Below are 26,947 nucleotides of genomic sequence, written 5' to 3' on the forward strand. Positions count from 1 at the left end.
TTCGACAAGCATCGAATCCGTCTCGCGTCCGAGGCCCCCGGTCGTCCGCCGGGCCGGCGGACGACCCGTGAGTGACCAGCCCGCCACGACAGGAGCTCCCACATGACCACCCGACTCGACCGGCTGCCGGTCGCCGTCATCGGCGCCGGCCCCGTAGGCCTGGCCGCCGCCGCTCACCTGGCCGGCCGCGGCATTCCCTTCACCGTCCTCGAAGCCGGCGACAGCGCAGCCGCGGCCGTGCGCGAATGGGGGCACGTGCGGCTGTTCTCGCCGTGGCGGTACAACATCGACGCCGCCGCGGCCCGCCTGCTCACCGACGCCGGCTGGGTGCGGCCCGACGACAGCAGGCTGCCCACCGGCGCCCAGCTCGCCGACGACTACCTGCAGCCCCTGGCCGACCTGCCCGCGCTCAAGCAGCACGTGCGCTACGGCGCCCGGGTGGTCGCGGTCACCCGGCTCGGCCTCGACCGCCTCCGCAGCACCGGTCGCGCCGAGACGCCGTACCTGATCCGGCTGGCCGACGGCGGGGACGTGCTCGCCCGCGCGGTCATCGACGCGTCCGGCACCTGGGGCACGCCGAACGTCCTGGGCGCATCCGGGATCCCCGCACACGGCGAGGCCGGCGCGGCCGCGTACGTCGAGAGCGCGCTGCCCGACGTTCTCGGCCGCGACCGGGAGCGCTTCGCCGGCCGCCGCGTCCTGGTCGTCGGCGCCGGGCACTCCGCCGCCAACACCTTGCTGGCGCTGGCCGAGCTGGCCGGACAGGCGCCCGGCACCACGGTCACCTGGGCCATCCGGGCCGCCTCGCCCACGCGCACCTACGGCGGCGGATCCGCCGACGCGCTGCCCGCCCGGGGCGCGCTCGGCAGCCGCCTGCGCGAGCACGTCGAGTCCGGGGCCATCACGGTCCTCACCGGCTTCAGCGTCCAAGCCGTCACCCCCGGACCGGACGGCGTGGAGGTCTCCGACGGCACGCGCACGGTCACCGCCGACCGGATCGTGTCGGCCACCGGGTTCCGCCCCGACCACGGCATCGTCTCGGAGCTCCGCCTCGACCTCGACCCGATCATGGGCTCCACCCGCGCCCTCGCCCCGCTGATCGACCCGAACGAGCACTCCTGCGGCACCGTCCCGCCACACGGCATCGACGAGCTGACCCACCCCGAGGCCGGCTACCACGCCATCGGCGTCAAGTCGTACGGCCGCGCCCCGACCTTCCTTCTGGCTACGGGCTACGAGCAGGCGCGTTCGGTCGTCGCCGCCCTGGCCGGGGACTGGGAGGCGGCCCGCGACGTCCGGCTCGACCTGCCCGAGACCGGCGTGTGCAGCAGCAACGTTCCCCTCGACAGCGACACGATCGACGGCGCCGGTCCCGGCTGCTGCGGCACGCCGGCCGCCGCGCCCGAGCCGGCCGGAATCTCCGGCGGGCTGGTGCGCACCCCGCTCGCGGTGATCACCGGGCCGTCCGGGACCGACCAGGGCGGCGGCTGCTGCAACTGACCCGTGACCGACGGCCGCGCGGTGGTTGCCGGCCGGAACGCCGGCAGCCACCAGGAACTCGACTCTGCCCGGGCGAAAGCGATCGTCGCCGCGCTGGCGGTCACCCAGACCGTCGGCTACGGCGCGCTCTACTACGCGTTCGCCGTCCTCCTGGTCCCCCTGGCCGCCGACCTGGGCGCCTCCACCACCGCCGTCACCGGTAGCTTCACCGCCTCGGTTCTCGCTTCGGCCGCCCTCGCCGTGCCCGTCGGCCGGTGGCTCGATCGGCACGGCGGCCGGGCGCTGATGACGGCCGGTTCCCTCGCCGGCACGCTGCTGCTCGTCGCCTGGTCGCAGGTCGGCAGCCTCGGGGAGCTGTACGCGGTGCAGATCGGGATCGGCATCGCCGCGGCCGCCTGCCTCTACGAGGCGGCCTTCGCCGTCATCATCGCCTGGCACACCCCGGCGCGACGGTCGTCGGCCCTGCTCGTTCTCACCGTGGTCGCCGGATTCGCCAGCACCATCTTCATGCCGCTGACCGGCTGGCTCGTCGAGCACCACGACTGGCGCACCGCACTGCTCGTCCTGGCCGTCATCCACGCGCTGCTCACCATCCCGCTGCACGCGATCGTGCTGCGTTCCGCTCCACGGCCACTCGCCGAACGATCAGCACGAGCCTCATCCGAGGGGCGCCTGCCACCCGTACGGCTCAAGGCCGTGCTCACCGACCGCGGATTCTGGCTCCTCGCCGCGAGCTTCACCGCCCACACCGCCGCCATCGCCACCGTCGGCGTGCACCTGGTCGCCGCGCTCATCAGCTGGGGCCATCCTGCCGGCTTCGCCGCGACGGTCGCCGGACTGTTCGGCATCCTCTCGGTCACCGGCCGGCTGGTAACCACGGGGCTGCAGCGCCGGTTCCGGACCACCACCGTGGTCGCCGCCATCTTCGCCCTCCAGGCAATCGCAGCCGCCGCTCTGGCCGTGACCGGCCGCGACGCGATCCCCGCCGTGGCCGCAGTGGTCGGCTTCGGGCTCGGCTTCGGCGTCGGCAGCATCGCCAAACCCGTGGTGCTCGCCGAGCGCTACGACACCCGCCGCTACGCCACCATCGCCGGCGTCCTTGTCGTCCCCATGACCGTCGCCAAAGCCGCCGCCCCTCTCGGCGCTGCCGTCCTGCACACCACCAGTGACGGCTACGGCAGCGTGTTCCTCACGACCGCCGCGGTCTGCGTGATCGCTGCCGCCGCACTCGCCGCCATCCCCGCGTACGACGCCCGGGTGTCCGGCCCCGAGCAGGCGGGACAACTCAAGAGTGGGCGGCGGTGGCCGATCAGAGCCAGGTAGGGCCGGCGGTGGACCGGTCGGAGGAAGGGCAACGATCGTGACCATGTCCACGGCGACGAGTGCCGCCGGGTCGCCGGCCGCGGGTGCTGACGGTTCCGGTGACCCGCAGATCGAACGGCTGCTCGACCTGGCCCGCACGTACCTCGGCATGGAGGTGGCCTGGCTGTCGCGGTTCTCCGGGGGACAGCAGGTGATCACCGCGGCCACCGGCCTGACGACCGGCATGAACGTCACCGTCGGGGAGGGCACCGAACTGGCCGGCTCCTTCTGCGCGCGGGTCGTCGCCGGCACACTCCCGGCCCTCATCACCGATGCGCGCCGCCACCCGGTCACCCGCGAGCTCGACGTGACCCGGGAGCTCAACATCGGCTCCTATGTCGGCGCGCCCTGGCGTGACGCCGACGGCAACGTGGCCGGCATGCTGTGCTGCCTCAGTCGCAGCGCCGACCCGGATCTCGACATCCCCGCGGCCCGCTACATGAGCATGCTCGCCGACCTGATCGGCGACCACCTGGGCAGCGCCGCCACCCTCGCGACCCGGGAGACCCGGCAGGCCGAGGCCGTCGTCCGCGACATCCTGCGCACGAGCGCCGTGCGGACCGTGGTGCAACCGGTCGTCCGCCTGGCCGACGGGGCCACGGTCGCGTTCGAGGCGCTGTCCCGTTTCGAGCCGGCGACCTTCGCCACCCCGGACCGGGCGTTCGCCGCGGCCGCCGTGTGCGGGCTCAGCATCGATCTCGAGCTGCTCGCCCTCGAACACGCCCTGCGCCTGCGTGACGCGTTGCCCGCCGAGATGTGGCTCGGGATCAACCTGTCGCCCGAGGCGGTGAGCACGTCGGCCGCTCGCGACCTGCTGCTGCCCCACGCCGGCCGCCGGATCGGGGTGGAGCTCACCGAGCACACCCCGGTCGGCGACTACGACGAGCTCAACGCCCACCTGGCGCCGTTGCGAGCGGCCGGGATCCAGGTCGTCGTCGACGACGCCGGAGCCGGGTTCGCCAGCCTCAACCACATCCTGCAGCTGCGCCCGGACACCATCAAGCTCGACATCTCTCTGGTCCGCGGCGTCCACCAGGACCCGGTGCGCCGGGCGCTGGCCCGGTCCCTGGTCGGCTTCGCCGGCGAGATCGGCGCCGCGCTGCTCGCCGAGGGCGTCGAGACCCCCGCCGAGCGTGACGCGCTGCAGGAGATCGGTGTGCCCTTCGGACAGGGCTACCTCTGGGGCCGGCCGCAGGCCCCGTCCGGTTCACGACCCGGCGCGGCCGGTGTCAGCCCTTCACCGCACCGGTGAGACCGCCGACGATGCGGCGTTCGAACAGGCTGAAGAACACCAGCGCCGGAATCATGGACAGCGAGGTGAACGCGAGCACCCTGGCCGTGTCGACCGAGTACTGCGAGGCGAAGGCCTGCACCCCCAGCGGCAGGGTGAAGGTGTCCTGGTCGTTGAGGATGAACAGCGGCAGCAGGTAGCTGTTCCAGCTGCCGACGAAGGCCAGGATCCCGGTGGTGATCAGCCCGGGGACCGACAGCGGCAGCACCATCCGCCAGAAGAAGCCGAGCCGGCTGCAGCGGTCGATGGCGGCGGCCTCCTCGATCTCCTTGGGGATGGCCTGCAGGAACGGCACCAGGATGATGATCGTGACCGGCAGGCCGAACGCGATCTGCGGCAGGATCACGCCGGGCAGCGTGTTCACCAGGCCCAGGTTCTTGATCAGGATGTAGAGGGGCGTGATGGCGACCGTGGCCGGGAACATGAGCCCGGCGGCGAACAGCGCGTACATCGCCCCGCGGCCGCGGAATTTGTAGCGGGCCAGGACGTAGCTGGCCATGACACCCAGGCCGACCACGGCGACGGTGGTGATGACCGCGACGATCGTCGAGTTGCCGACTTGGCGCCAGAAGTTCTGGCTGGCCAGGATGTCGCTGTAGTTCTCGAACACCCACGGGTCGGGCAGGCCGGCCGGGTCGACGGTGATCTGCGAGTTGGTCCGGAACCCGCCGACGATGATGTAGATGACCGGCCCGAGCATGAGGCCGATCAGCATCAGGGCGGCGAGGTAGACAGTCAGGTTGCGCCCGGAATCTCTGGTCGCGGCCATTCCTACCGCCCTTCGGTGAGTGCGCCCTCGGTGTCCCGGCGCAGAACGAAACGCTGGTAGATCAGCGCGATGACCATGGAGATGATGAAGAGCACTACCGCCACGGCGTTGCCGTAGCCGTAGTTGCCCGCGTTGCGGCCCTCGGTGACCATGTAGGTCGCCATGGTCGAGGTGCCGGCCGTCGAGGCGACGTACTGACCCCAGATGATGTAGACGAGGTCGAACAGCTGCAGCGAGCCGATGATCGACAGGAACGCCCAGATCCGGATGGTCGGCGCGAGCAGCGGCAGGGTGATGCGCCGCTGGGTCTGCCAGAAGGAGGCGCCGTCGACCGCGGCCGCCTCGCTCAGCTCGTCGGGGATGTTCTGCATCCCGGCCAGGAACAGGATCACTGCGAACCCGACGTACTTCCAGGTCAGGATGAACATCAACGACCAGATGGCCAGTTTCGGGTTGGCCAGCCAGTCCTGGACGACTCCGCCGAGACCGAGGGATCTGAGCACGTCGTTCGCGGCGCCGTTGGTCTGCAGGATCAGGGCCCAGGCCGTTCCGACGATGACCTCGGAGATCACGTACGGGACGAAGATGAGCACCCGGATGACGGACTGACCCCGCATCCGCCGGTTGAGCAGCAGAGCGAGGAGTACCGCGACCGGGCCCTGCAGCACCAGCGACAGCATGAGGATCTGGCCGTTGTGCCACAGCGCATCGTGGAACGAGCTGTCCTGCAGGATGGTGACGTAGTTGTCGAGCCCGACGAAGTTGGTCGGTACCCCGAATCCCTTCCACCGGTAGAAGCCGTAGTACGCGGCCATCAGCACCGGGAAGATCACGAAGCCGACGAAGACCAGGATCGCCGGCCCGGACAGCGCCGCGATCTCGAGCCGCTGGGCCCAGCCGATGCCGCGCCGGCGGGGGCGCAACGGGGGCGGCGCCTGAACGCCGCCTCCGTCGCGCACACGATCGCCCGGCGCCTCGTGAGTGAGCGCCACGCTTTCTCAGCCCTTCTTGGCCGCGTCGTTCACGGACTTGACGATCCCGGCCACGTCGCCCTTGCCGGCGAGCAGGTTCACGACGCCGATGTTGAGTGCGTTACCCACGTTCTGGCCGTAGACGGTGTCGAGCCACTGAGAGACGTACGGCGCCTTGTTGTAGGCGTCGAGCACGGCCTTCAGGTAGTCCTCGGTGACCGCCCCTTGCGCCTCCTTGCTGACCGGCAGCGAGTTGAAGGCCTTGTAGTAGGCCTCCTGCACGGGCTTGGTCAGCAGGTAGTTGAGGAAGTCGGCGCACTCCTTGGGCGCCTCGGCCGAGCAGGAGTAGCCGTCGGCGCCGCCCATGATCGCGGCCGGGTCGCCCTGGCCACCGGGAACCGCCGGGAAGGGGAAGAAGCCCAGGTCGGGCAGGGGCTTCTTGTCCTTGGTCAGACCGGCGATGACGCCCGGGTCCCAGGAGCCCATCAGTTCCATGCCCGCCTTGCCGTTGGCGATCAGGCCGGCCGAGCTGCCCGCGCCCTGCTGGGCCGAGGTGGTCAGGAAGCCGTCGTTGAAGGGCTTGGTGTCGGCGAAGGCCTTGAGGTCCTCGCCGGCCTTGGTCCAGCAGGGGTCGCCGAAGTTCTTGTCCTTGGCCGCGGCGTCGAGTGAGGCCTGGCTGCAGGCGCGCAGGGCGAAGAAGTAGTACCAGTGAGCGGCCGGCCAGGCGTCCTTGGCGCCGAGCGCGATCGGCGTCCCGTTGGCCTTGAGCTTGCTCGCCGCCGCGGTGAGCTCCTCCATGGTGGTCGGTGCGGCGGTCACACCGGCCTTCTTGAAGGTGTCCTTGCTGTACCAGAAACCGCCCGGGAGGATCGAGACCGGCACGGAGTACGTCTTGCCGTCGACCTGGCCGGTGCCCAGTGCGGCGTCGCCCACCGCCTGCTTGGTCGCGTCGGTGATGTCGCCGGTGATGTCCTTGAGCTGACCCGCCTCGACCATCGCGGCCATCTTGCCGCCGCCGCGCTGCAGGAAGAGGTCGGGCGCGGAACCGGAGTTCAGCGAGGTCTGCAGCTTGCCGTCCAGATCCTCGTTCTGGATCGACTGGATCTTGATCTTGACGGTCGGATTGGCGGTCTGGAAGTCGGCCACCGCCTTGTCCCAGAACGCCTTGCCGGGGCCGGTGGTGGAGTTGTGCCAGAGCGTCATCTCGACGTTGCCGCCGGAGTCGGAGCCGCCCCCGTCGTCGTCGCCGCCACTGCAGGCGGCCAGGCCCATCGTGCTCATCGCCACGACGGCAGCCGCGGCCAGAAATCTTCTAGGCGCCATGAAGTCACCTCTCGGAACCGAAAGTTTCGGAGTGTTTCCGGAATGTGAAGCCAAGCTATGAAGTGAGCAATGTGCATGTCAAGATATTCGCCACCATGAGGTGGAAGTTGTTGTTAACGTGCAACTCTCGAAGCGCCGGTACGACAGCCAACTGAAACGTTTCGCAGAGAATTGGAAGTTACATCGGCGCAGTCCACCGAGCTGGGCCGGGCATGCGGCGGCGTCACCGCGCCCGGCACTGACGTTCTCCTGAAGACTGGAAGGCTCCTGAATGGCCATCGAAGCTGTGCTCAACGTCGACCTCGACGGACCTCGGATCAGCCGGCACCTCTACGGGCACTTCGCCGAGCACCTGGGCCGCTGTGTCTACGGCGGGTTCTACGTCGGCGAGGACTCCGGCATCCCGCACGAGCGCGGCCTCCGCCTCGACGTCGTCGACGCCCTGCGCGAGCTGAACATCCCGAACCTGCGCTGGCCCGGCGGCTGCTTCGCCGACGAGTACCACTGGCGTGACGGCGTCGGGCCCAAGGAGCAGCGGCCCGTCATGGTCAACACCCACTGGGGCGGGGTCGAGGAGAACAACCACTTCGGCACGCACGAGTTCATGGCGCTGTGCGAGATGCTCGGCGCGGAACCGTACATCGCCGGCAACGTCGGCTCCGGCACGGTCCGCGAGATGAGCGAATGGGTGGAGTACCTGACCCGCGCCGGTGACTCGCCGATGGCCCGGTTGCGCCAGGCCAACGGGCGCGACGAGCCTTGGCCGGTGCGGTTCTGGGGGCTGGGCAACGAGGCGTGGGGATGCGGCGGCAACATGACCGCCGAGCACTACGCGCAGGAGGCCCGCCGCTACGGCACCTACTGCCGCGACTACGGCGACAACAAGCTCTACAAGATCGCCGCCGGGGCCAACAGCGCCGACTACGCCTGGACCGAGACGCTGATGAAGCAGCTCGGGCAGCTCGGTTGCCGGCACATCGAGAGCACGGCCTACCACGCGCTGTCCGTGCACTACTACACGCTGACCGGCCCCACCTGGGAGCAGAAGGGATCGGCGACCGCGTTCGACACCGACGAGTACTACACGACGATGGTGTCCGCGGCCCGCATCGACGAGATCCTGAGCGGGCACGCGGCGGTGATGGACTGTTACGACCCGGGCCGGTCGGTCGGTCTGGTGCTGGACGAGTGGGGCACGTGGTTCGACGTGGAGCCCGGCACCAACCCGGGCTTCCTCTACCAGCAGAACACCCTGCGCGACGCGCTCGTGGCCGGGACGCACTTCGACGTGTTCCACCGGCACGCCGGCCGCCTCGTGATGGCCAACATCGCGCAGACGGTGAACGTGCTGCAGGCGATGATCCTGACCGACCCGGACTCGCAGGCCATGGTGCTGACCCCGACCTATCACGTGTTCCGGATGAACCGCGGTCATCAGGACGCGACGTCGCTGCGGGTCGACTTCCGCACCGCCCCGCCGTCGCGCCGGGTCGGCGACGCCACGCTGACCACCGTCTCGATGTCGGCCAGCCGCAAGGACGGGCGGCTGCTGGTCTCCCTGTCCAACCTCGACGCCGACGCGGCCGCCCACGTCGAGATCGAGCTGCGGGGCGGCGCCGTCGAGACGGTCGAGGCGCTGATCCTCACGTCCGGGGCGCTGCAGGACCACAACACCCCGCAGGCTCCCTCGGCCGTCACGCCACGCCCGTACGACGGCGTGACGGTGGCCGGCGGGCGGCTGCGGGCACACCTGCCGGCCCACTCGTTCGTCACCGTGAGCGGCGCCCTTTGAGTCGGTCCCCGTGTTTCACTCCGCGCGGTAGGCGGCCCGGTCGAAGTCGGCGTAGCCACCCTCGGCGCCCAGGTCCTGCACCCAGAGCCCGACGAAGGCGCCGGTGAAGCCCCACGCCTCGGGCTCACCGGGGACGATCGTGGCGGCGTACTCGTCGGACAGGGTCGTGGCGTCGAAGGTGCGGCCGAGGTCGTACCAGACCGGCGCCGGGCCCGGGTTCGTCGTGTACGCGAAGGTCAGGGCCGGGCCGTCCAGGCGGATGCGCAGACCGATCCGGGGCACACCGTCGACCACGGTCCGCAGGCCGGGCGCGGTGGTGACGTGCCCGCTGTCGCAGACGAGCAGATCGAGCACCGGTGTGCCGTCGTCGTCGGCCGTCCAGTGCAGGTAGTACCAGTTGCGGGAGTTGTAGTACGCCGTGACTCCGGCCAGCTGGCGGGCGTTGCCGGGCTCGAACTCGCACGTCGCCTCGAAGGTGCACCGCTGGGCCGTCACCCGGCGGGCCACCAGGCTCGGGCGGTGCCGGGCCATCGGTGACTGGCCGCCGTGGATCCGCAGGTGGGACGGGCGGGCGGACAGGTCGATCCAGTCCGGGGTGGCCGGGCGGCGCAGGGTCGACCAGTTGGGGCCGAGCACGGGCGCGTCGAAGTGGTCGTCCTCGACCTGCTCGGAGGACGGCGGCCGGGTGGTGATGACGACGCCGGCCGGGGCCGGGACCCGCTCGGCCGGCACGCCGTCGTGGATGCGGGGCCAGGCGTCGGGCGCCCAGTCGACCCTCTGCAGGGCGGCTTCCCGGCCGAGAACGCAGCGGCCGGTCGGCGCGTAGGGCCGGGCCACCAGGTGCGCCAGGTACCACTCGCCGGCCGGGGTCTGCACGAGGCTGCCGTGACCGGCCTTCTGCAGGGACAGATCCGGACGTCCGGACGAGGTCAGCAACGGGCCCCCGGGGTCCACTTCGTACTCGCCGAACAGGTGCCGGGACCGGGCGACGGTGACCTGGTGCGTCCAGCTGGTGCCGCCCTCCGCGGTGACCAGGTAGTACCAGCCGTCCTTGCGATAGATGTTGGGCGCCTCGGTGAGACCGGCGTCGGTGCCTTCGAAGATGAGCCGGGCCGGACCCGTCAGCCGGCGCTCGTCGTGGTCGTACCGCTGGATCTCGATGCCGGCGAAGCGGTTGCGGCCCGGTCGCCAGTCGGCGCGCATCGAGAGCATCCAGGTGGCGCCGTCCTCGTCGTGGAACAGCGAGGAGTCGAAGCCGCGGCCGTGCAGAACCACCGGGTCCGACCACGGGCCGGCCATGCTGGGCGCGGTGACCAGATAGTTCTGCGGGTCCCAGTAGCCGCCCGCGAACGTGGCCACGTCGGTGTAGAGCAGATGGAACAACCCATGGGCGTACGTCAGATTGGGCGCCCAGATGCCGCAGGAGTCGGCGGCGCCGGCGAGGTCGAGCAGCCGCCGCTCGGTCAGCGCGCCGCCGAGCGGCTGCCAGTGAACGAGGTCGGTCGAGTGGTGCACCCGGACACCCGGGTACCACTCGAACGTCGACGTGGCGATGTAGTAGTCGGCGCCGACCCGCACGATCGACGGGTCCGGGTGGAACCCGGGCAGCACCGGGTTCCGGATCATCCAGTGGTCGGTCCCGCCGTCACCGACGGAGGAGGCAGCGGCCTTGGCGATCGTCATGACAACCCTTCCCCTTGGAGGTGGCGCGGCGGCCGTCACCGCCGCGCCACGGAAGATCCTCAAATCAGCTGGTCCGGCAGGTGACCGTGGGCCAGGTCCAGTTGCCGTTGGCCATGATGGTCACGCCGAAGTTGTTGCCGTTGCCGTTCGGTCGTGCGGTGACTGTTCCGGTGGTGCCGGAGACAGCGGCGTTCCAGCTGTTCTGGATGCTCTGACCGCCGTTGAGGGAGAGCCCGACGGTCCAGTTGCTGGTGTTCTGCACCGAGACGTTGAGGTTGAACCGGTCACCGTACTGCTGACCGGCCGAGAGCACCGCGGTGCAGTTGCTGCCGTTGTTCGGCGGGGGAGTGGTCGGGTTGGTGGTGCCCCCGCCGGTGCCCTCGCGGACGGTGATGTCGGAGCTGCCCTGGCTCTGGTAGCCCTCGGTGGCCATCACCTGGTAGCTGTGGTTGGTGCCGAGGTTGAGTCCGGCGCGGGCCCAGGCGTCGAAGTGGTTGGCCGTGGTGATGGTGCCGGAGCTGCGCTTCTGCTGCCGGACGCTCCAGAACTGGTAGAAGGTCTGGTTGCCGTCGATCGAGGGCGCGTTGACCCGCTGGCTGCGCAGGATGTCGTAGGTGCCGCCGTCCGTGGTGACGGTGCCCATGCGGGTGGCGCCGCTGCTCGGGTTGTAGCTGCCGAAGTTCTCGACGACGTAGTACTCGATGAGCGGGTTGCGGGTCCAGCCGTACAGGGCGAGGTAGGTGTTGTTGTTGCCCGGGTTGTAGCTGCCGGAGTAGGTCACCGTGCGGCGGTTGCCGGTGGCCCACCCCTTGCCGCCGACCCAGTTGTTGGTGCTGCGGTCCCAGCTGCTGGTGTACCGGCCGTCGGCGCGCAGCGTCATGCTGGCGTTGCCGCTGTCCTTCCAGAACGAGAAGTAGTAGCCGTTGTGCGTGCCGGTGAGGTTCGACGTGAGGGTCCGGTCGGCCTCGGCGTACGCGTTGGGTGCGGCGACCATGGTGCCGCCGGCGGCCAGGACGGCGGCGCACGCGGTGCCGAGCAGCAGCCGGAGGCGGCCCCGCCGGGGGCGTTGGGGACGGGCGGATTCTGCGGTCATCTGTGTGTGTCCTCCTAGGCGAGGGGCTGACGGGGAGCAGCCCCGTGGGCACAAACCACGTCGGGAAGCCGGTGACGACGCTGAGCGCCACCGTGGACCGGTGGACCGTCGTGGCGGGGATGACGTCCATTGAGGGCCGTCATTGCGGAATCGTGTCCCGCAGCGCCGGGGCTTGTCAACAACTTACGGAAACATTGCGGAAATTCCGGGATGGCACCCGGCCGCGCCGTCGGCTTCGCCTGCAGCTCAAGGCACTCAAGAGGCCCCGCAATTCTCAAGAGCGGTGGGCGGATCAGCACTTCGGTCAGACCATAGCCCGAAACTTCCGGAGGACGGAGCGATAAGTCGGCTCGGGTCGCAAACGGGCGCGGTGAAGCAGTGCGGGGCCTGTGCTGCCGCCGCACTGCTTCACCGCGAACCGGCTCAGCTCAGGCTGAACCGCTGCTGGGCCTGGCCGTTGCAGTCGTAGATCTGGACCTGCTGGCCGTTGCCGGTGCCCCACACGTCCAGGCACCGTCCGGACTGGACGCCGGTGATGGTTCCGTTGGAGTTGACGTTCCACTGCTGGTTGGTCTGACCGTTGCAGGCGTAGATCTGCACGGCCGAGCCGTTGCCGGAGCCGGCGGCGTCCAGGCACCGCGAGCCGTACACGGTCAGCTGCCTGCTCGAGCTGAGCGTCCACCTCTGCTGAGCCTGGCCGTTGCAGTCGTAGAGCTGAACCCGCGTGCCGTTGGTCTGCGTCGCGCCCGGCACATCGATGCAGCGACCCGACTGGGCGCCCAGGATCCGCGTTCCGTCACCGGTGGGCGGGGGCGTGGTCGTCGGCGGGGGAGTGGTGGTCGGCGGGGGCGTGGTGGGGTTGCTCGGGCCGGCCGAGTTGAGGGCGTTGAGCACCGAGGTGTACGCGGCCTTCTTGTTGCCGTTGCCGTCGAACAGCAGCGGGTTCTCACTGGCCCGCCACGAGTCGCTGTCGCGGACGCCCCACACCGTGATGCCGATGCAGCGGGGCACGTTGAGACAGGCCTGGGTGAGCCCGGCGTACTGGGTGGTCGACGAGTTGGTGACGTCGACCTCGGTCAGCGCCACATCGACCCCGAGGGCCGCGAAGTTCGACAGCGTGGTCTGGAAGTTGCCGGGCAGCGAGCTGCCGCCGGTGAAGTGGGTCTGCAGCCCCACGCAGTCGATCGGCACGCCCCGGGACTTGAAGTCCCGGATCATGTTGTAGACGCCCTGCGTCTTGCCGTAGGACCAGTTCTCGATGTTGTAGTCGTTGTAGCAGAGCTTGACCGCCGGGTCGGCGGCGCGTGCCGTGCGGAACGCGACCTCGATCCAGTCGTTGCCGGTGCCCTGCAGGTTGGACGACCGCCGGCTGCCGTCCTCGTTGAACGCCTCGTTGACCACGTCCCAGGCGCCGATCTTGCCCTTGTAGTGGGCCAGCACGCCGTTGATGTGATCGATCATCGCCTGGCGCAGGCTGCTGCCGTTGAGGCTCTGCATCCAGCCGGGCTGCTGGGCGTGCCAGGCCAGCGTGTGGCCCCGCACCTTGAGGCCGCGCTGGGTCGCCCAGTTGTAGATCTGGTCGCCGGAGCTGAAGTTGAACTGGCCCCGGTTGGGCTGCAGGGCGTCCGGCTTCATCTCGTTCTCGGCCGTGATCATGTTGAACTCGCGCGCGGCGATGGTGGTGTACGTCGAGTTGCTGAGCCGGCTCGCCGCGATGGCCGTGCCGAAGTACCGGCCCGACTGGGCGGCCGCGGCGCCGAGCGTGCTCTCGGCGGCGCTCGCGTTCGGCATCACCATGACCACGCCTGCGGCCGTGACGGCCGCGACAGCGCCGCTGATCAGCAGCCGCAGCCGCAGCGATCGACGTCGTGCGGGGCCGGCGGCGCCGGGGGGAGAAAGAACTGCCACAGGGGTATCCCTTCTTTCGTCCGCGTTCCGGGCATGGAGCATCCCGCGCGGCCGGGGCAATTCCCGTAAAGGCGCGGGGAATGGTGGGTCGCGCGGCCGGGACCTGAGAACGACGGGCTTCGATTTCGGGTCATGTTGACATGGGTAACACCGCCGAAACAACAGCTTCCGGAAAGTTTCCGGAAGTTGCTGACGGCTGGGCTGCGGTCCTGTGGTCGCTGCTGCGGACGCTGAACAGCTGGTTCAGCCTGATCGAGATGCCGTCGCACTCGACGCGGCGCCTGTCGATCGCGAACCGGATCGACGCTGCCCGTAGCTGCCGACCGGAACTTTTGGCACGCGCGGATAGTGCTAAAACTTCTTGCTGAAAACCTGTTATGCGCATTGAGGGCGGGCCGGAAATGCAGGCTGGGACGGGTGTTCGCGGCTATCGACATTTACATTCTTGAAACTCTGGGAGCGCTCCCGTAACGTTCCTGGCACTTTCCGCGAACTGTCACCGGAATCGAGGAACAACGATGTCGATCCGAAGGCTGGCCGGTGCCGCCGCTGTCCTGCTGGCCACGGCCGCGGCCCTCGCCGTGGTGACCGCGGCGCCGGCCGGCGCGGCGCTCACCGCCGGGTGCGGCAAGGCGCCGACGCTGACCAGCGGCACCCGGACCATCTCCAGCGGCGGTCAGAACCGCACCTACATCTTGCGTGTCCCCGACAACTACGACCGCAACAAGCCGTACAAGCTGATCTTCGCCTTCCACTGGCTGAACGGAACGGCGGCGAACGTGGCCGGCGCCGGCTACTACGGCCTCCAGGGGCAGTCGAACAATTCGGCGATCCTGGTCGCGCCGCAGGGCATCGACAACGGCTGGGCCAACACCGGCAACCGTGACCTGACCCTGGTCGACAACCTGACCGCGTTGATCGACGGGGACCTGTGCGTCGACACCACGCAGCGGTTCGCCCTCGGCTGGAGTTACGGCGGTTCGATGAGCTACGCCGTCGCCTGCGCCCGGCCGGCGGTCTTCCGCGCGGTCGCGGTGCTGTCCGGCGCCAACCTCAGCGGCTGCAGCCCGGGCACCCAGCCGGTCGCCTATCTCGGCATCCACGGCACCTACGACAGCGTGCTCAACATCTCGCTCGGCCGGTCCATCCGGGACACCTTCGTCCGCAACAACGGGTGCACGGCGCAGAATCCGCCGGAGCCGGCCCGGGGCAGCCTGACGCACATCGTCACCGCTTACGCGGGTTGCCGCGCCGGGTACCCGGTGGTCTGGGCGGCGTTCGACGGCGACCACACCCCCGAGCCGGTGGACGGCTCCACCTCGCCCAGCGGCGCCCGCACCTGGGTCGGCGGGGAGGTCTGGAAGTTCTTCTCGCAGCTGCCCAGCACGACGCCGTCCTCGCCGCCGCCGTCCACTACTCCACCGACCACGCCACCGACCACGCCACCGACCACGCCGCCGGCCGAGCCCGGCGGGTGCACCGCCGTATACCGGGTCACCGGTCAGTGGCAGGGTGGCTTCCAGGCCGAGGTCACGGTGACAGCCGGCGCCGCGGCGGTGTCCGGGTGGCGGGTCGGCTGGACGTTCGCCGACGGCCAGCGGATCACCCAGCTGTGGGGCGGCCGCAACACCCCGAACGGCAACGCGCAGACCGTCGCCAACGAGAGCTGGAACGGCAGCCTGGGTGCGGGGGCGTCGACCACCTTCGGATTCCTCGGGACGTCGACCGGCGCCAACAGCGTGCCCGCGGCCACCTGCACCCCGGCCTGACCGCACGACACCGAAACGCCGCACCGCGGCGCCGACGGGGACATGTCCTCGTCGGCGCCGCTGCTCGGTGACGGTTTCGAGCACTGTGGCGAGGCAGGGGCAAGCGGGCCGTCCACAAGCGCGACGGCTTCCGCTTCGACACCGAGCCCAGCCCGCTCGTGCTGTCGCAGGTGTTCCCGGGCCGGGCACGGGGGCCGGCCTGCGTCGATGGTTCCCGCGCGCATCCCGGACCGGTGAGGGGGGCGGACGCCGTCGATGGATTCCGGGGCGACCGAGGTTTGTCCCGGCCCCCGGAGGAAACAATCGGCCCGTGGATGATGGGCAATTGATCGCCGGGCGCTACCGGCTCCGTGAGGTGCTGGGCCAGGGTGGGATGTCGGTCGTCCGGCGGGCCGACGACGACGTGCTGGGCCGCGAGGTGGCGGTGAAGGTGCTCTCCGTCCAGCTGGCCGGCGACCCGGACCGGCAGCGCCAGATCCGCGACGAGGCCCGGGCGGTCGCGCGGCTGCGGCACCCGAACGTCGTCGGCGTCTACGACTACGGCGAGTTCGACGACGGCGGCCGCTCGTTGTCGTACGTCGTGATGGAGCTGGTGGACGGCCGGACCCTGGCCGACATGCTGACCGGCGGTCGGCTCCCGTGGAAGGTGGTGACGCTGGTCGGCGCGCAGGTCGCGGCGGCGCTCGCGGCCGCCCACGCCGACGGCATCGTGCACCGTGACGTCAAGCCGGCGAACGTCATGGTGACCAGCGGGGGAGTGAAGCTGGTCGACTTCGGCATCTCGGCCGCGGTCGGCGCGTTCGACGGGGGCGACGGTGAGCTGCTGGGCACGCCCGCCTATCTCGCCCCCGAGCGCATCGAGGGTGGGCCGGTCCGCCCCGCGACCGACGTGTACGCCCTCGGCCTGCTGATGTATCTCGCGCTGGCCGGCCGGATGCCGTGGCAGGCGTCGACCGTCACCCAGATGGTGCGGGCGCACGTCTACGCGAAACCGGCGCCGCTGCCCCTGATCCCCGGACTGCCACCCGCGGCCGCCCGGCTCGTGTCGCGTTGCCTGGCCAAGAAGCCCGCCGACCGGCCCAGCGCGATCGAGGTGGCCGAGGTGCTCGGCGAACTCGCCGGCCTGCCCTCCTCGGCTTTGATGCGCAGCGTGGCCGCGCCCACGGTGCCCCTGCCCGCCGCGAGGACCCGCCGCCCGAGCCGGGCCGTGCTGATCGGCGCCGGTGTGGCCGCCGGGCTGATGCTCGCCGGCGGCGCCTGGTGGGCCGACGACGGTCCGGCGAAGCCGACCCAGGCCGAGGCGGTCACCGCACCGTCCGCCCCCGCACCGTCCGCCACCGCACCGAAGGCCCGGCCGTCGACGTCCACGCCGCAGCGCGCCGTTCAAGCGGTGGCCGCGAAGCGGGAGCGGACCGGCTCCGCGGTCAAGAGCCAGCCGCACGTGAAGGCGCCGAAGGCGAAACACGCGCCCGGGCCGAAGAAGGGGGCTGAACCCAAGCCCCCGAAGAAGCCCGGCCGGAAGTGAGGCCATGGCTCGGCGGCCGGCTTGCTTGCACCGCGACGCTGCGCGTCCGTCCGTGACGTCGAACGTGGCGCGCGGAGGACGCCTTGACTTCACCCTGAGGGGCGGTAACATCCACGAAACGTCACGTTAGCGCTCACATGATGGGTGGGGATGTGGTGGCGCCGTTGTCCCCGGACGTGAACAGCCTCTCCCGGGTCGAGCTGCGGCAGTTGCGTTATTTCGTCACGCTGGCCGAGGAACTGCACTTCGGCCGGGCCGCGGCCCGGGAACACATCGTGCAGTCGGCCCTCAGCCAGCAGGTGCAACGCCTCGAGCGGGCGCTGGGCGTGCCGCTCGTCTCGCGCAACACCCGCCGCGTGGAGCTCACCGCGGCGGGCGAGCGGTTCCTGGCCGACGCTCGTCAGATCCTCGCCCAGGTCGAACGGGCCGCCGGCGCCGTCCAGGACGCTGCCGGGACAGGGCACATCCTGCGCATCGGCGTGCTCGACGAGGGGTACGCCGCGGTCCGTCCCGTGCTGCACGAGCTGATGACCCGCCACCCCGCCGTCGAGGTGCACATCGTCCACGCCGGGCTGCCCGACCAGCGCCGCGACCTGATCGAGGGGCGCCTCGACATCGGGGTCGGCCGGGCCTCGGACGTGCCGGCGGAGATCGCCACCGAGGTGTTCCGGCTCGATGCCCTCGGGGTGCTCGTGCCCGAGGGGCACCGACTCGCCCGTCTCACGGCGGTGCCGGTGGCGCGGCTGGCCGCTGAACGCCTTCTCCTGCCCGACGAGTCGCAGGCGCCGGAGTTCCGGCGGTTCCTCACCGAGCTGTGCCGCTCGGCGGGCTTCTTCCCCGAGAGCTTCCGGGGCAGCGTGCAGGGGTTGCGCGCCGGCGCCGACCTGGTCGCCGACGGTCTCTGCGTCATGGTCGCGCCGCAGTCGGCCGGCCCGCTGGCCGGCGTCCGATGGCGTCCGCTCGTGCAGCCCACCCCGCGCTATCCGTGGTCGTTGCTGTGGCGGGCTCATGACGCGCCGCCGCACGTCGGCGCCGTCGTCGCCACCGCCCGCCGGCTGAGCCGCCGGCAGGGCTGGGCGGTGAGCGACATCGAGCTGGCCGGCTGACGGTGGTTCGATCCCCCGTCCCCGGGGCCCGCCTCAACCGGGCTCGGTCAACCGGATCAGGTTCCAGGACAGGGCCGGCAGAACCAGCTGGAGGCGGCCGCCGTCGACCTTCGGATCGGCCAGCCGGCGCGGGGCGACGCGCTCGGGGTGGTCCCGGTCGTTGACCGCGTCCGGGTCGTCGTCGGCGATGGCGATGTGCTCGCCGGTGACCAGGTGGGGCAGGGAGCGTACGTCCACGTCGAGGGTCATCGGCTCGTGCTGGTCACGGTTGACCGCGAACAGCGCCACCGACCGGTCGTCGTCCTGCAGCACGGCCACCGCGTCCAGCAGCGGCACTTCGCCGTGGGCGGCCGTCTCGTGCGACGGTGACTTCGCCTCCGGCCGCAGCACCGTGCCCCGGCCGTAGCGTGACGTCAGGGCGTACGGGTGATAGATGCTCTGCCGCCACGCCGGTCCGCCCTTGGCTGTCATGATGGGCGCGATCACGTTGACCAGCTGAGCCTGACAGCCGATCTTGACCCGGTCGGCGTGCCGCAGCAGGCTGATCAGCAGGTTGCCGACGACCACGGCGTCGGTGACCGAGTAGACGTCCTCGATCAGTGCCGGCGCCTCGGCGATGGGCAGGTTCTCCTCGCCCGCGAAGCGGCTCTGATACCAGACGTTCCATTCGTCGAACGCGATGGTCAGCCGCTTGGAGTGGCGGCCGACGGCCCGTACGTGGTCGGCGGTGGCCACGACGGCGTCGATGAACCGGTCGGTGTCCACGGCCGACGCCAGGAAGCTGTCCCGGTCGTCGCCGTGCTGCTGGTAGTAGCTGTGCATGGAGATGTGGTCGACCACGTCGTACGCCTCGGTGAGCGCGACCCGCTCCCACGTGCCGAAGGTCGGCATCCGGCTGTGCGAGCTGCCCGAGACGACCAGCTCGATGCCGGGGTCGACCAGCCGCATCGCCTTGCCGGCCTCGGCCGCGAGCCGGCCGTAGTCGAACGCCGTCTTGTGCCCGATCTGCCAGGGCCCGTCCATCTCGTTGCCCAGACACCAGACCTTGATCCCGTACGGGTCGCTCGCGCCGTTCGCCCGCCGCCGGTCCGACCAGGCGGTGCCCGACGGGTGGTTGCAGTATTCGACGAAGGCGCGGGCCTCGTCGATGCCGCGGGTGCCCAGGTTGACCGCCATCATCGTCTCGGCCCCGGCCCGCCCGGCCCAGCGCTGGAACTCGTCCACGCCGACCTGGTTGGTCTCGATGGAACGCCAGGCCAGGTCGATGCGCGTCGGCCGATCGGCGGCCGGGCCGACGCCGTCCTCCCAGTTGTAGGCCGACACGAAGTTGCCCCCCGGGTAGCGCACGATCGGCACGTCGAGCCCGCGGACCAGCTCCAGCACGTCCTGCCGGAAGCCGTCGGCGTCGGCCGTCGGGTGCCCGGGCTCGTAGATGCCGGTGTAGACGCAGCGACCCAGATGCTCCACGAACGAGCCGTAGATGCGCGGGTCCACGGCGCCGACGCGGAAGGCGGGGTCGACGATGAGAGAGGCGGCAAGCAAGTGGCTCAGCCCTTCAGCCCGGTCCCGGCGATGCCTTGGACGATGTGACGCTGGAACAGCAGGAAGACGGCGACCAGCGGGATGGCGCCCAGCACGGTCGAGGCCATGGTGTCGGCGTACCGGATGCCGAAGGCGCCCTGCACGGTGGCCAGCCCGACCGGCATGGTCATCAGGTCCGGGTTGGTCAGCACCAGCAGCGGCCACAGCAGCTCGTTCCACGAGGTGACGAACGTGAAGATGGCGACCGCGGCCACTGCCGGGCGGGCCAGCGGCATCACCACCCCGCGGTAGATGCGGAACCAGCCGGCCCCGTCGATGCGGGCCGCCTCCTCGAGGTCGCGGGGCAGCCCGTCGAAGAACTGCTTGAAGATGAAGATGGCGACGGCGGTCGGGATCTGCGGCAGGCTCACGGCCCAGTACGTGTTGAGCAGACCCAGCGCGTCCATCTCGCGGAACTGGGGCACGATCAGCACCTGGCCGGGGATCATGATGCCGGCCAGGATGGCCCAGAAGACGAGGTTGCGGTAGCGGAACCTCATCCGGGACAGGGCGAAGCCGGCCAGGCTGGCCGTCACGACCGTGCCCACGGCGGTCAGCGTCGAGGTGATCAGGCTGGCGCCGAACCAGTTGAGGATCGGCGTGTCCGACAGCACCCGCCCGAACGCGGCGAACGTCGGATCGTCGATCAGCCACGTCGTACGGGTCGTCTCGGCGTTGGGCTTGAGCGCGGTGTCCACCGCCCAGGCCAGCGGCACCAGCCACAGCAGCGCGAAGGCGATCAGCACACCGAGACAGATCCGGTTGAACAGCCGGTGCCGCTGATCGATCTTGGCCTGGGTGACGCCGCGGCTCTGCGCGGTCTCCGCCTCCGGTGCGGCGAGCGTCGAGTGGGCCACGTCAGACCTCCTTCTCCTGGCGCCGGACGATCGTGAACCACACGGCCGAGACGGCCAGCACGACGAGGAAGAACAGCATCGAGACAGCTGCGGCGTAGCCGAGCCGGAAGTTGGTGAAGCCCTGGTCGTAGACGTACTGCAGGACCGAACGGGTGGCGAAGTCCGGGCCGCCGGTGGTCATCAGGTACATCTGGTCGAAGACCTTCAGCGACGCGATCACCTGCAGGACGGCCACCAGCGTGGTCGTGCGCCCGAGCATGGGGATGGTGATGCGGCGGATCTGCTGCCAGGGGCCCGCGCCGTCGATCGCCGACGCCTCGTACAGGTCGCGGGGGATCTCCTGCAGCCCGGCCAGGTAGAGGATGAAGTTGAAGCCGAGCGTCCACCAGATGGTGGTGACCGCCAGCGACGGCATGGCCCAGGTGGGATCGCCGAGCCAGGCCGGGGCGGTGACGCCGATCTTGGCCAGCCCGACCTCGAGCAGACCCAGTTCGGGCGTGTACATGAAGATCCAGATCAGCGCGACGACGGCCGACGGCAGGATGAAGGGCGCGAAGAAGGCCAGCCGGAAGAACCACCGGCCGCGGCTCACCCGGTCGGCCAGCAGCGCGAAGACGAACGCCAGCACGATGAGCGGCGGGGTGGTCAGGATCGTGAACCACAGGGTGTGCCACAGCGACGACCAGAAGTCGGCGCTCTGCAACGCCTCGGTGTAGTTGCCGAACCCGGCGAACCCGCCCAGGCCGGGCCGCACCAGGCTGGCGTCGAAGAAGCTCATGATCAGCCCGTACACCGCCGGGCCGAGAATGAACGCCAGGTAGAGCAGCCCGAACGGGAGAAGGAAGCCGGTCGCCGCTCGGCCCTGCCCGGGCGGTCGCGCCGTGGAAGGTTCCGGCGGCTGCACCGGCCGGGCAGCGGGGGTGACGGTCTCGGTGGACACCAGCGACCTCCTCGAGAGGATCAGATCGGCGACGGCGTGCGGGCCAGATCGCGCAGCGCCGACCGCATCCGGCCCACTGCCGTGGCCGGTGTGGACTGGCCGGCGATGACTGCGCCGATGGCCGATCCGGTCACGATCTCGAAGTTCGAGCCGGAACCGGAATACCATCCCTCGGCGTCGTAGGCGGCCGCCTCGGCGGCAGCGGCGTAGTTGGACTGGGGCTTGAGATCGCGGAACTCGGCGCTCTCGAGGAACGGCCGGTAGCTCGGGACATGGCCGCCCTCGGCCCAGGTCCGGCTCTGATCGAGCATCGAGGCGACGAACTCGAGCGCCCGGTCGAGGCGTTCCGGGCTGGTGTCGGGATGCCGGGGCAGCACGAAGGTGTGCGAGTCGGCCTGCACGGCGTACGGGCCCTCGCGGTAGAGATGGGGGAACAGGGTCATGGAGAAGGGCGTCTTCGCCGTCTGGAAGGTGGAGATCTCCCACTCGCCCTGGAAGTAGAACCCGGCCTGTCCCTCGGCGAACATCGCGATCGAGCCCTGGTAGTCGGCCACCGCCGGGAACAGGCCGTCGCTGGTCAGCGAGCGCAGGAACGTCAGCACCTCGGTCGCCTTGGCGTCGTCGATGACGACCTCCCGGCCCTGGTCGCTGATCACCTGACCGCCGAGCTGGGAGTAGAGCGACTGGAAGATCCGCCACGGCGTGGAGGTCTCGCTGATCGAGGCCACCACCCCGCCGTACGCCCCGGTGACCTGCTTGGCCCGGCGCATCGCGTCGGTGAAGGCTTCGGGGCTGTCCAGCGGGGTCAGGGCGCCGTCCGCGCCGAGCAGACCGGCCTTCTCACAGACGTCGGTGTTGTAGAACATGACGAACGGGTGGGTGTCCAGCGGAATGCTGTAGGCCCGGCCGTCGACGAGACCGGCCTCCCACGTCCGCGGGGTGAACCGGTCGGCGGCCAGGCCGTGCCGGGCCAGGGCGGCCGGGTCGAGCTCCTGCAGCAGGCCGGCCTCGACCATGTTCTTCATCCGGGTCAGATGGGAGATCGCGACGTCCGGCGGCTTGTCGCCGATCGTCGCCAGCGACAGCTTGGTGTAATAGGGGTTGCCCCAGGCGAGGGTGGTCGCGCTCAGCGCGACCTGTGCGTGGTCGCGCTGATAGGTGTCGAGCATCTGCTGCATCCGGACGCCGTCACCGCCGCCGAACAGGTTCCAGTAGGCCAGCGTTCCGGCCTCCTCCCGCGAGGCAGTCAGCCCGCTGAGCACGTCGGAGGAGCATCCGGACAGGACGCCGGCGCCGGCCGCGGCCGCCAGCCCGCCCAGCAGACGGCGGCGGCTCAGCCCGGCGTGCGGCGTGCGCGGCACATGCATGGTCATGTCCCTCCCGGCCGTACACAGCCCGCGAGTGCGCGGGACGCGCCGGCGGGGAAGCTGTCACGTGGACGTCTTCGAGCCTCCCGCCGTGCTGGGTGCCCGGGCAACCGCTGGACTTTCGCAAGGTCAGAAGACCGAGATCCGGAATGCGAAAAGTGGCCGGTCGTGGGAGGGCTCCATGACACACGCCGCTGCCCGCCGTGCGAGCGGCGGACAGCGGCGTCGGTGGGTCAGCGGCGTCGGTGGGTCAGCGTTGCCGGGTCAGCAGGCCCGGCCGGTAGGGCAGAAGACCGTAGTCGCCGCCCGAGCTGGGGGAGCGGCCCTGGTAGAGCAGTTGCAGGTTGCACGGGTCGATGGTCATGGTCTGGTCGGCGCTGGTGCGCAGCAGCTCGCCGTGGCTGATGTCGTTGGTCCAGGTGGCGCCGCTGTTGGCCTTGCCCGCGAACGGGTTGCTCTCCGTGGCGGCCTGGGGTGTCCACGAGCCGCCCAGGCTGGTAGCGGTGAAGGACCGGAAGTAGCGGCCGTTGGCGCCGATGGCCTCGACGATCATCAGGTACTGGTTCTGGCCCTGGACCTTGTAGACCTGGGGTGCCTCGAACAGGTTGTTGGTGGTGTCACTCATGATCGTGGTGTAGGACGAGCCGAAGTTGCCGGGGAAGTTACCGATCGGCATGCTGGCTCGGTAGATCTTGCCGTTGTCACCGGCGAAGAACAGGTACATGTTGGTGCCGTCACCGATCAGGGCCTGGTCGATGGGTCCGGTGCCGGATCCGGTGATGCTGCCGGTGAACAGGGTCTGCGCGGCGGACCAGCCGTTGGGGTTGGTCGGGTCGTTCGAGGTGCGGTAGGAGAACGCGGGTCCGCCCCACTGGTAGGCAAGGACCCAGATGTTCTTGGGGGCGAAGTAGAACAGTGACGGTGCGACGGTGGCCGAGTTCATCGCGTTCTGGCTGGCCGAGCCCATCTGCGAGTAGTTGCTGAACAGGCCGAAGTTCATCGAGCCCCAGCGGGTGCCGGTGTCGTGGGTGGTCGCGTAGACCAGTTGCTGTCCGTTGTAGGGAGCGACGGTGAAGTCCTTCAGGGACACCCAGCCGGATCTCGGCGTCGCCAGTTGCCCGGTCGAGCTCCACCGGTACGACGACGGCAGCGAGCAGGTGGCCGGCGGCGGCGTGGTGGTGGGCGGAGTCGTCGGCGGCGTGGTGGGCGGAGTCGTCGGCGGCGTGGTCGGTGGGGTGGTCGGAGTCGTGCTGCCCGTGCACGCCACGCCGTTGAGCGCGAAGCTGGTCGGGACGGGGTTGCTGCCCGGGTTGGAGCCGTTGAACCCGAACGAGACCGTGCCGTTGGCCGGAAGCGCCCCGTTGTAGCTCGCGTTTCTGGCGGTCACCGCCGATCCGCTCTGCGTCAGCGACGTGTTCCAGGCCTGGGTCACGGTCTGCCCGGCGCCGAACGACCACGTCAGCGTCCAGCCGTTGAGCGCGTCGCCCAGGTTCGTGACGGACACGGCGGCGCCGAAGCCGCCCTGCCACTGCGACGACACGGTGTAGTCCACCGAACAACCGGCGGCCGCGGCGTTCGCGGGCAGCGCCACGAGTGCTCCGGCTGAGGCCAGGGCCGCGATGCCGGCCGCGGCCAGGCCGGCGCGTTTCTTGTGCTGTTTCATGTTTCCTCCTGGTGGGGGACGTCAGAGGGTGAGAACGACGGTGGAGATGCTGCGGGCGGGGAGGCTCACGGTGACCTGCCCGCCGTTCACGCCGACCGGCTGACCGGCCGCGTTGGCGCTCTGCGAGGTCAGGAAGTGCTCGGCCCGGGTGATGTTCTGTGGCGCCTGGAGCACGGCGTTGCTGACGGCGGCGGCCGACCGGTTGAGGACGACCAGCGTGATCTTCCCGCCGCCCTGATAGGCGGTGACCTCGAGCGGACTCGCCTTGGAGCTCTTCGTCAGGGCGACCCGTTGATAGCCGGGACGGACGTACTTGGCGTACTGGGAGAAGGCGTACCCCCGCTTGAGCGGAGCCCCGGCGGTGGTGCCGTAAGCCGCCTCGCCGTCACCGATGAACGAGTAGTACCGCTTGCCGTACCACCAGATGTAGGCGTTCCAGTTCGACTCCATCGACTTGTGCACCGTGCGCATGACGTCGTCGAGCGTCTCGTTCCAGACGGCTTGGTTGCCGGGGTTGCCCCAGATGTTCGAGCCGTTGCCGTCGGCCTCGTGGAAGTTCCATTCGGTCATCCACACCGGCTTGTTGTTCTGCTCGGCCAGGGTGTACGGCTTGAGCCGGCCCGAGTCCTCCGTGCCGTACAGGTGCCCGCCGATGTAGCCGATGGCGTTGCGGGCGCTCGCATCGTTGAGTGTCGGGTCGGTGTAGCCGTAGTTCAGATTCACCGCCTCGGCCACCATCAGCTTGGTGTTCTGTACCTTGGCGCCCTGCGTACGGAGGAAGTCGCGCAGCTCGGTGCCGCTCCAGTCCATCGAGTCGTAGTCGGGGTGCCAGTCCGGCTCGTTCTGCACCGAGGTGACGTCGATCGGCACGCCCTGGCCGCGCATGTACTGGACGTAGCTGTTGAGATGGCCGGCGTAGTCGTCGTAGTAGTCGGTTCTCAGCTTGCCTCCGTTGACCCGGCTGTTGTTCGTCTTCCAGGCCGCGGGCGCCGTCCACGGCGATCCCAGAATCTTGACTCCCGAGCCGTACGACTTGGCGGTCTTCAACGCGTTCACCTGAGCCGGCCACTCGCTCGAGACCGGCGAGATCCCGGTCCGCACGATGGACAGGCCGAGCTGGCCGGCGCCCGTCCCGACCAGCGTCTGCGTCTCGGCCGTGGACCAGGCGCCGCCCCAGATCGGCGTCGCCGCCCCGAATCCGTCCACCGTCTGATACCGGGTGGCCGTGTTCACCGTGATGTCCGGCGTCGCGGCCGGTGGCGTGGTCGGCGGTGTGGTGGGCGGTGTGGTCGGCGTCGTGCCGCCGGTGCAGGCGACCCCGTTGACGGCGAAGGCGGTCGGGACCGGGTTGCTGCCGGTCCACGAGCCGTTGAAGCCGAACGACGCCGTGCCACCGGTGGCCACTGTGCCGTTGTGGCTGACGTTCCGGGCGGTGACGGCCGACCCGCTCTGGGTCACCGTCGCGTTCCAGGCCTGCGTGACGGTCTGCCCGGCGCCGTACGACCAGGTCAGTGTCCACCCGGTGAGGGGATCGCCGAGGTTGGTCAGGGCGACGTCGGCGCCGAAGCCGCCCTGCCACTGCGACGACACGGCGTACCGGACCGAGCAGCCCGCGGCGGCGGCTCCGGCCGGAAGAGCCACGGCGACCGCGGCCGACGCCAGCAGCACGCCGGCGGCGCAGGCTACCGCGGCACTTCTTCTGCGTTTCATGAGCGCTCCTGATCAGGGGGTGCTGACGGCGAACTGGTTGACCGTGACCGAACCGCCCAGCGCCTGGGTGGCGTAGTCGAACAGGCCGAAGCGATAGCCCATGAAGAACTGCCAGTTGTTGTTGAGCGTGAACGGCGGTCCCAGGCTGGTGAACGTGCTGCCGTTGGTGCTGTACGAGAACGTCGCGGTGCGGCCGGAGCCGGGCCGGATGTCCGCGCTGACCCGCAGCCAGATCCGCCCGCCGCTGACAGGCGCCCCGGCTTGTTCGACGCCTGTCCCGGTCGTACCCCAGCCGTTGGTGGACATGGTGAGGCCGTTGGTCATCGAGACCCGGGTGACGCCGTTGTCCTTGCGGATGCCGATCCACGCCGACTGGTCGCGCAGCATGGCCAGGCCGGCCCGGTCGCCGTTGGCCATCGCCGAGTAGTCGAGCTGCACGGTCGCCGTCGAGGACGGACCCTGTATGCGCCGGGTCAGGGTGTTGCGAGCGTTGTACAGGTCGTTGGTGACGGTAGCGGTCGACAGCCGCAAACCGTTGCCGACGCTGAACTTGGACGTGTCCGGGTTGTGGTTCCATTCGTACTGCGGCCCGAGCGTGGTGCCGGTGAAGGTGTCGTTGCCGGTCATCGGGGCCACCGGCCGCCACGGCAGGTTGGGCCGCGGATAGGTGGCTCCCCACCGTCCGTTGACGGTCTGCAGGACCGGCCAGCCGTCGCCGCTCCAGGTGATCGGGGCCA

At 70.1% G+C, this 26,947-nt stretch carries 21 protein-coding genes; 8 read left to right on the top strand and 13 right to left on the bottom strand.

Going from position 1 to position 26,947, the window contains the following annotated elements:
• Positions 1 to 102: 102 nt before the first annotated feature.
• Genes KXC43_RS28640 through KXC43_RS28650 form a run of 3 tightly spaced genes read left to right on the top strand, consistent with a single transcriptional unit; the run spans position 103 to position 4,114 of the window.
• Positions 103 to 1,500, top strand: coding sequence for an FAD-dependent oxidoreductase (locus tag KXC43_RS28640; RefSeq protein WP_221379256.1), 1,398 nt, complete (start codon positions 103 to 105; stop codon positions 1,498 to 1,500).
• Between the two features lie 3 nt (positions 1,501 to 1,503).
• Positions 1,504 to 2,823 (top strand): MFS transporter, encoded by a 1,320-nt coding sequence (locus KXC43_RS28645; protein WP_221379257.1) that lies wholly within the window; start codon positions 1,504 to 1,506, stop codon positions 2,821 to 2,823.
• 43 nt (positions 2,824 to 2,866) lie between these two features.
• Positions 2,867 to 4,114 carry a sensor domain-containing phosphodiesterase gene (locus tag KXC43_RS28650; RefSeq protein WP_255644942.1) on the top strand — a complete coding sequence of 416 codons (1,248 nt, stop codon included), beginning with the start codon at positions 2,867 to 2,869 and terminating at the stop codon, positions 4,112 to 4,114.
• Here KXC43_RS28650 and KXC43_RS28655 read toward each other — a convergent pair.
• The 3 genes from KXC43_RS28655 to KXC43_RS28665 all read right to left on the bottom strand — a co-directional run bounded on the left by KXC43_RS28655 (position 4,092) and on the right by KXC43_RS28665 (position 7,216).
• Positions 4,092 to 4,922 carry a carbohydrate ABC transporter permease gene (locus KXC43_RS28655; RefSeq protein WP_221379258.1) on the bottom strand — a complete coding sequence of 277 codons (831 nt, stop codon included), beginning with the start codon at positions 4,920 to 4,922 and terminating at the stop codon, positions 4,092 to 4,094. The two genes, KXC43_RS28650 and KXC43_RS28655, sit on opposite strands and share 23 nt — an antisense overlap.
• A gap of 2 nt (positions 4,923 to 4,924) precedes the next feature.
• Positions 4,925 to 5,845 (bottom strand): carbohydrate ABC transporter permease, encoded by a 921-nt coding sequence (locus KXC43_RS28660; RefSeq protein WP_255645009.1) that lies wholly within the window; start codon positions 5,843 to 5,845, stop codon positions 4,925 to 4,927.
• Between the two features lie 75 nt (positions 5,846 to 5,920).
• Positions 5,921 to 7,216, bottom strand: a complete 1,296-nt coding sequence (locus tag KXC43_RS28665) for an ABC transporter substrate-binding protein (protein ID WP_221379259.1) — start codon at positions 7,214 to 7,216, stop codon at positions 5,921 to 5,923.
• Between the two features lie 271 nt (positions 7,217 to 7,487).
• On the opposite strand from KXC43_RS28665, the gene KXC43_RS28670 reads away from it, so the two are divergent.
• Entirely contained in the window at positions 7,488 to 9,008 is a 1,521-nt protein-coding gene (locus KXC43_RS28670) for an alpha-N-arabinofuranosidase (protein ID WP_221379260.1), read from the top strand.
• 15 nt (positions 9,009 to 9,023) lie between these two features.
• Here KXC43_RS28670 and KXC43_RS28675 read toward each other — a convergent pair whose 3' ends face one another.
• The 3 genes from KXC43_RS28675 to KXC43_RS28685 form a co-directional block, all read right to left on the bottom strand.
• Positions 9,024 to 10,691, bottom strand: a complete 1,668-nt coding sequence (locus KXC43_RS28675; RefSeq protein ID WP_221379261.1) for a glycoside hydrolase family 43 protein — start codon at positions 10,689 to 10,691, stop codon at positions 9,024 to 9,026.
• Positions 10,692 to 10,755: 64 nt separating this feature from the next.
• Positions 10,756 to 11,784 (bottom strand): glycoside hydrolase family 11 protein, encoded by a 1,029-nt coding sequence (locus KXC43_RS28680; RefSeq protein ID WP_221379262.1) that lies wholly within the window; start codon positions 11,782 to 11,784, stop codon positions 10,756 to 10,758.
• 423 nt (positions 11,785 to 12,207) lie between these two features.
• Positions 12,208 to 13,581, bottom strand: a complete 1,374-nt coding sequence (locus tag KXC43_RS28685; RefSeq protein ID WP_255645010.1) for an endo-1,4-beta-xylanase — start codon at positions 13,579 to 13,581, stop codon at positions 12,208 to 12,210.
• A gap of 251 nt (positions 13,582 to 13,832) precedes the next feature.
• Here KXC43_RS28685 and KXC43_RS28690 point away from each other — a divergent pair, with 251 nt between their 5' ends.
• The 4 genes from KXC43_RS28690 to KXC43_RS28705 all read left to right on the top strand — a co-directional run bounded on the left by KXC43_RS28690 (position 13,833) and on the right by KXC43_RS28705 (position 18,092).
• On the top strand, positions 13,833 to 14,060 hold the full coding sequence (locus KXC43_RS28690; protein WP_221379264.1) for a hypothetical protein: 228 nt from the start codon (positions 13,833 to 13,835) through the stop codon (positions 14,058 to 14,060).
• A gap of 150 nt (positions 14,061 to 14,210) precedes the next feature.
• Positions 14,211 to 15,461 (top strand): CE1 family esterase, encoded by a 1,251-nt coding sequence (locus KXC43_RS28695; RefSeq protein WP_221379265.1) that lies wholly within the window; start codon positions 14,211 to 14,213, stop codon positions 15,459 to 15,461.
• Between the two features lie 310 nt (positions 15,462 to 15,771).
• Positions 15,772 to 16,986, top strand: coding sequence for a serine/threonine-protein kinase (locus tag KXC43_RS28700; protein WP_221379266.1), 1,215 nt, complete (start codon positions 15,772 to 15,774; stop codon positions 16,984 to 16,986).
• Between the two features lie 137 nt (positions 16,987 to 17,123).
• A complete protein-coding gene (locus tag KXC43_RS28705; RefSeq protein WP_221379267.1) occupies positions 17,124 to 18,092 on the top strand; it encodes a LysR family transcriptional regulator in 969 nt (322 codons plus the stop codon).
• A gap of 33 nt (positions 18,093 to 18,125) precedes the next feature.
• Here the strand turns inward: KXC43_RS28705 and arfA are convergent, their stop codons facing one another.
• From arfA to KXC43_RS28740, 7 genes are all read right to left on the bottom strand, one after another.
• Positions 18,126 to 19,634, bottom strand: coding sequence for an arabinosylfuranosidase ArfA (gene arfA / locus KXC43_RS28710; RefSeq protein ID WP_221379268.1), 1,509 nt, complete (start codon positions 19,632 to 19,634; stop codon positions 18,126 to 18,128).
• Between the two features lie 5 nt (positions 19,635 to 19,639).
• A complete protein-coding gene (locus KXC43_RS28715) occupies positions 19,640 to 20,530 on the bottom strand; it encodes a carbohydrate ABC transporter permease (RefSeq protein WP_308129294.1) in 891 nt (296 codons plus the stop codon).
• A 1-nt stretch (position 20,531) separates the two neighbouring features.
• Positions 20,532 to 21,470 (bottom strand): carbohydrate ABC transporter permease, encoded by a 939-nt coding sequence (locus KXC43_RS28720; RefSeq protein ID WP_308129295.1) that lies wholly within the window; start codon positions 21,468 to 21,470, stop codon positions 20,532 to 20,534.
• Between the two features lie 20 nt (positions 21,471 to 21,490).
• Positions 21,491 to 22,843: an extracellular solute-binding protein gene (locus KXC43_RS28725; protein WP_221379269.1), complete on the bottom strand. Its 1,353-nt coding sequence runs from the start codon at positions 22,841 to 22,843 to the stop codon at positions 21,491 to 21,493.
• Between the two features lie 244 nt (positions 22,844 to 23,087).
• Positions 23,088 to 24,500 (bottom strand): glycoside hydrolase family 62 protein, encoded by a 1,413-nt coding sequence (locus tag KXC43_RS28730; RefSeq protein WP_221379270.1) that lies wholly within the window; start codon positions 24,498 to 24,500, stop codon positions 23,088 to 23,090.
• A 21-nt stretch (positions 24,501 to 24,521) separates the two neighbouring features.
• On the bottom strand, positions 24,522 to 26,210 hold the full coding sequence (locus KXC43_RS28735) for a cellulose binding domain-containing protein (protein ID WP_221379271.1): 1,689 nt from the start codon (positions 26,208 to 26,210) through the stop codon (positions 24,522 to 24,524).
• A gap of 12 nt (positions 26,211 to 26,222) precedes the next feature.
• Positions 26,223 to 26,947: beta-xylosidase family glycoside hydrolase (locus KXC43_RS28740; protein WP_498370566.1), on the bottom strand; the 725-nt coding region annotated here is incomplete at its 5' end.

It is taken from the genome of Paractinoplanes polyasparticus, assembly GCF_019710575.1.
GTDB lineage: Bacteria > Actinomycetota > Actinomycetes > Mycobacteriales > Micromonosporaceae > Actinoplanes > Actinoplanes polyasparticus.

Bases quoted from the DNA above. Each gene is read 5' to 3' on its own strand.
- KXC43_RS28705 (WP_221379267.1), top strand. From the start codon at position 17,124: ATGATGGGTGGGGATGTGGTGGCGCCGTTGTCCCCGGACGTGAACAGC.
- KXC43_RS28680 (WP_221379262.1), bottom strand. From the start codon at position 11,784: ATGACCGCAGAATCCGCCCGTCCCCAACGCCCCCGGCGGGGCCGCCTC.
- KXC43_RS28665 (WP_221379259.1), bottom strand. From the start codon at position 7,216: ATGGCGCCTAGAAGATTTCTGGCCGCGGCTGCCGTCGTGGCGATGAGC.
- KXC43_RS28725 (WP_221379269.1), bottom strand. From the start codon at position 22,843: ATGACCATGCATGTGCCGCGCACGCCGCACGCCGGGCTGAGCCGCCGC.
- KXC43_RS28650 (WP_255644942.1), top strand. From the start codon at position 2,867: ATGTCCACGGCGACGAGTGCCGCCGGGTCGCCGGCCGCGGGTGCTGAC.
- KXC43_RS28695 (WP_221379265.1), top strand. From the start codon at position 14,211: ATGTCGATCCGAAGGCTGGCCGGTGCCGCCGCTGTCCTGCTGGCCACG.
- KXC43_RS28735 (WP_221379271.1), bottom strand. From the start codon at position 26,210: ATGAAACGCAGAAGAAGTGCCGCGGTAGCCTGCGCCGCCGGCGTGCTG.
- KXC43_RS28690 (WP_221379264.1), top strand. From the start codon at position 13,833: ATGGGTAACACCGCCGAAACAACAGCTTCCGGAAAGTTTCCGGAAGTT.
- KXC43_RS28670 (WP_221379260.1), top strand. From the start codon at position 7,488: ATGGCCATCGAAGCTGTGCTCAACGTCGACCTCGACGGACCTCGGATC.
- KXC43_RS28730 (WP_221379270.1), bottom strand. From the start codon at position 24,500: ATGAAACAGCACAAGAAACGCGCCGGCCTGGCCGCGGCCGGCATCGCG.
- KXC43_RS28655 (WP_221379258.1), bottom strand. From the start codon at position 4,922: ATGGCCGCGACCAGAGATTCCGGGCGCAACCTGACTGTCTACCTCGCC.
- KXC43_RS28640 (WP_221379256.1), top strand. From the start codon at position 103: ATGACCACCCGACTCGACCGGCTGCCGGTCGCCGTCATCGGCGCCGGC.
- KXC43_RS28675 (WP_221379261.1), bottom strand. From the start codon at position 10,691: ATGACGATCGCCAAGGCCGCTGCCTCCTCCGTCGGTGACGGCGGGACC.
- KXC43_RS28685 (WP_255645010.1), bottom strand. From the start codon at position 13,581: ATGGTGATGCCGAACGCGAGCGCCGCCGAGAGCACGCTCGGCGCCGCG.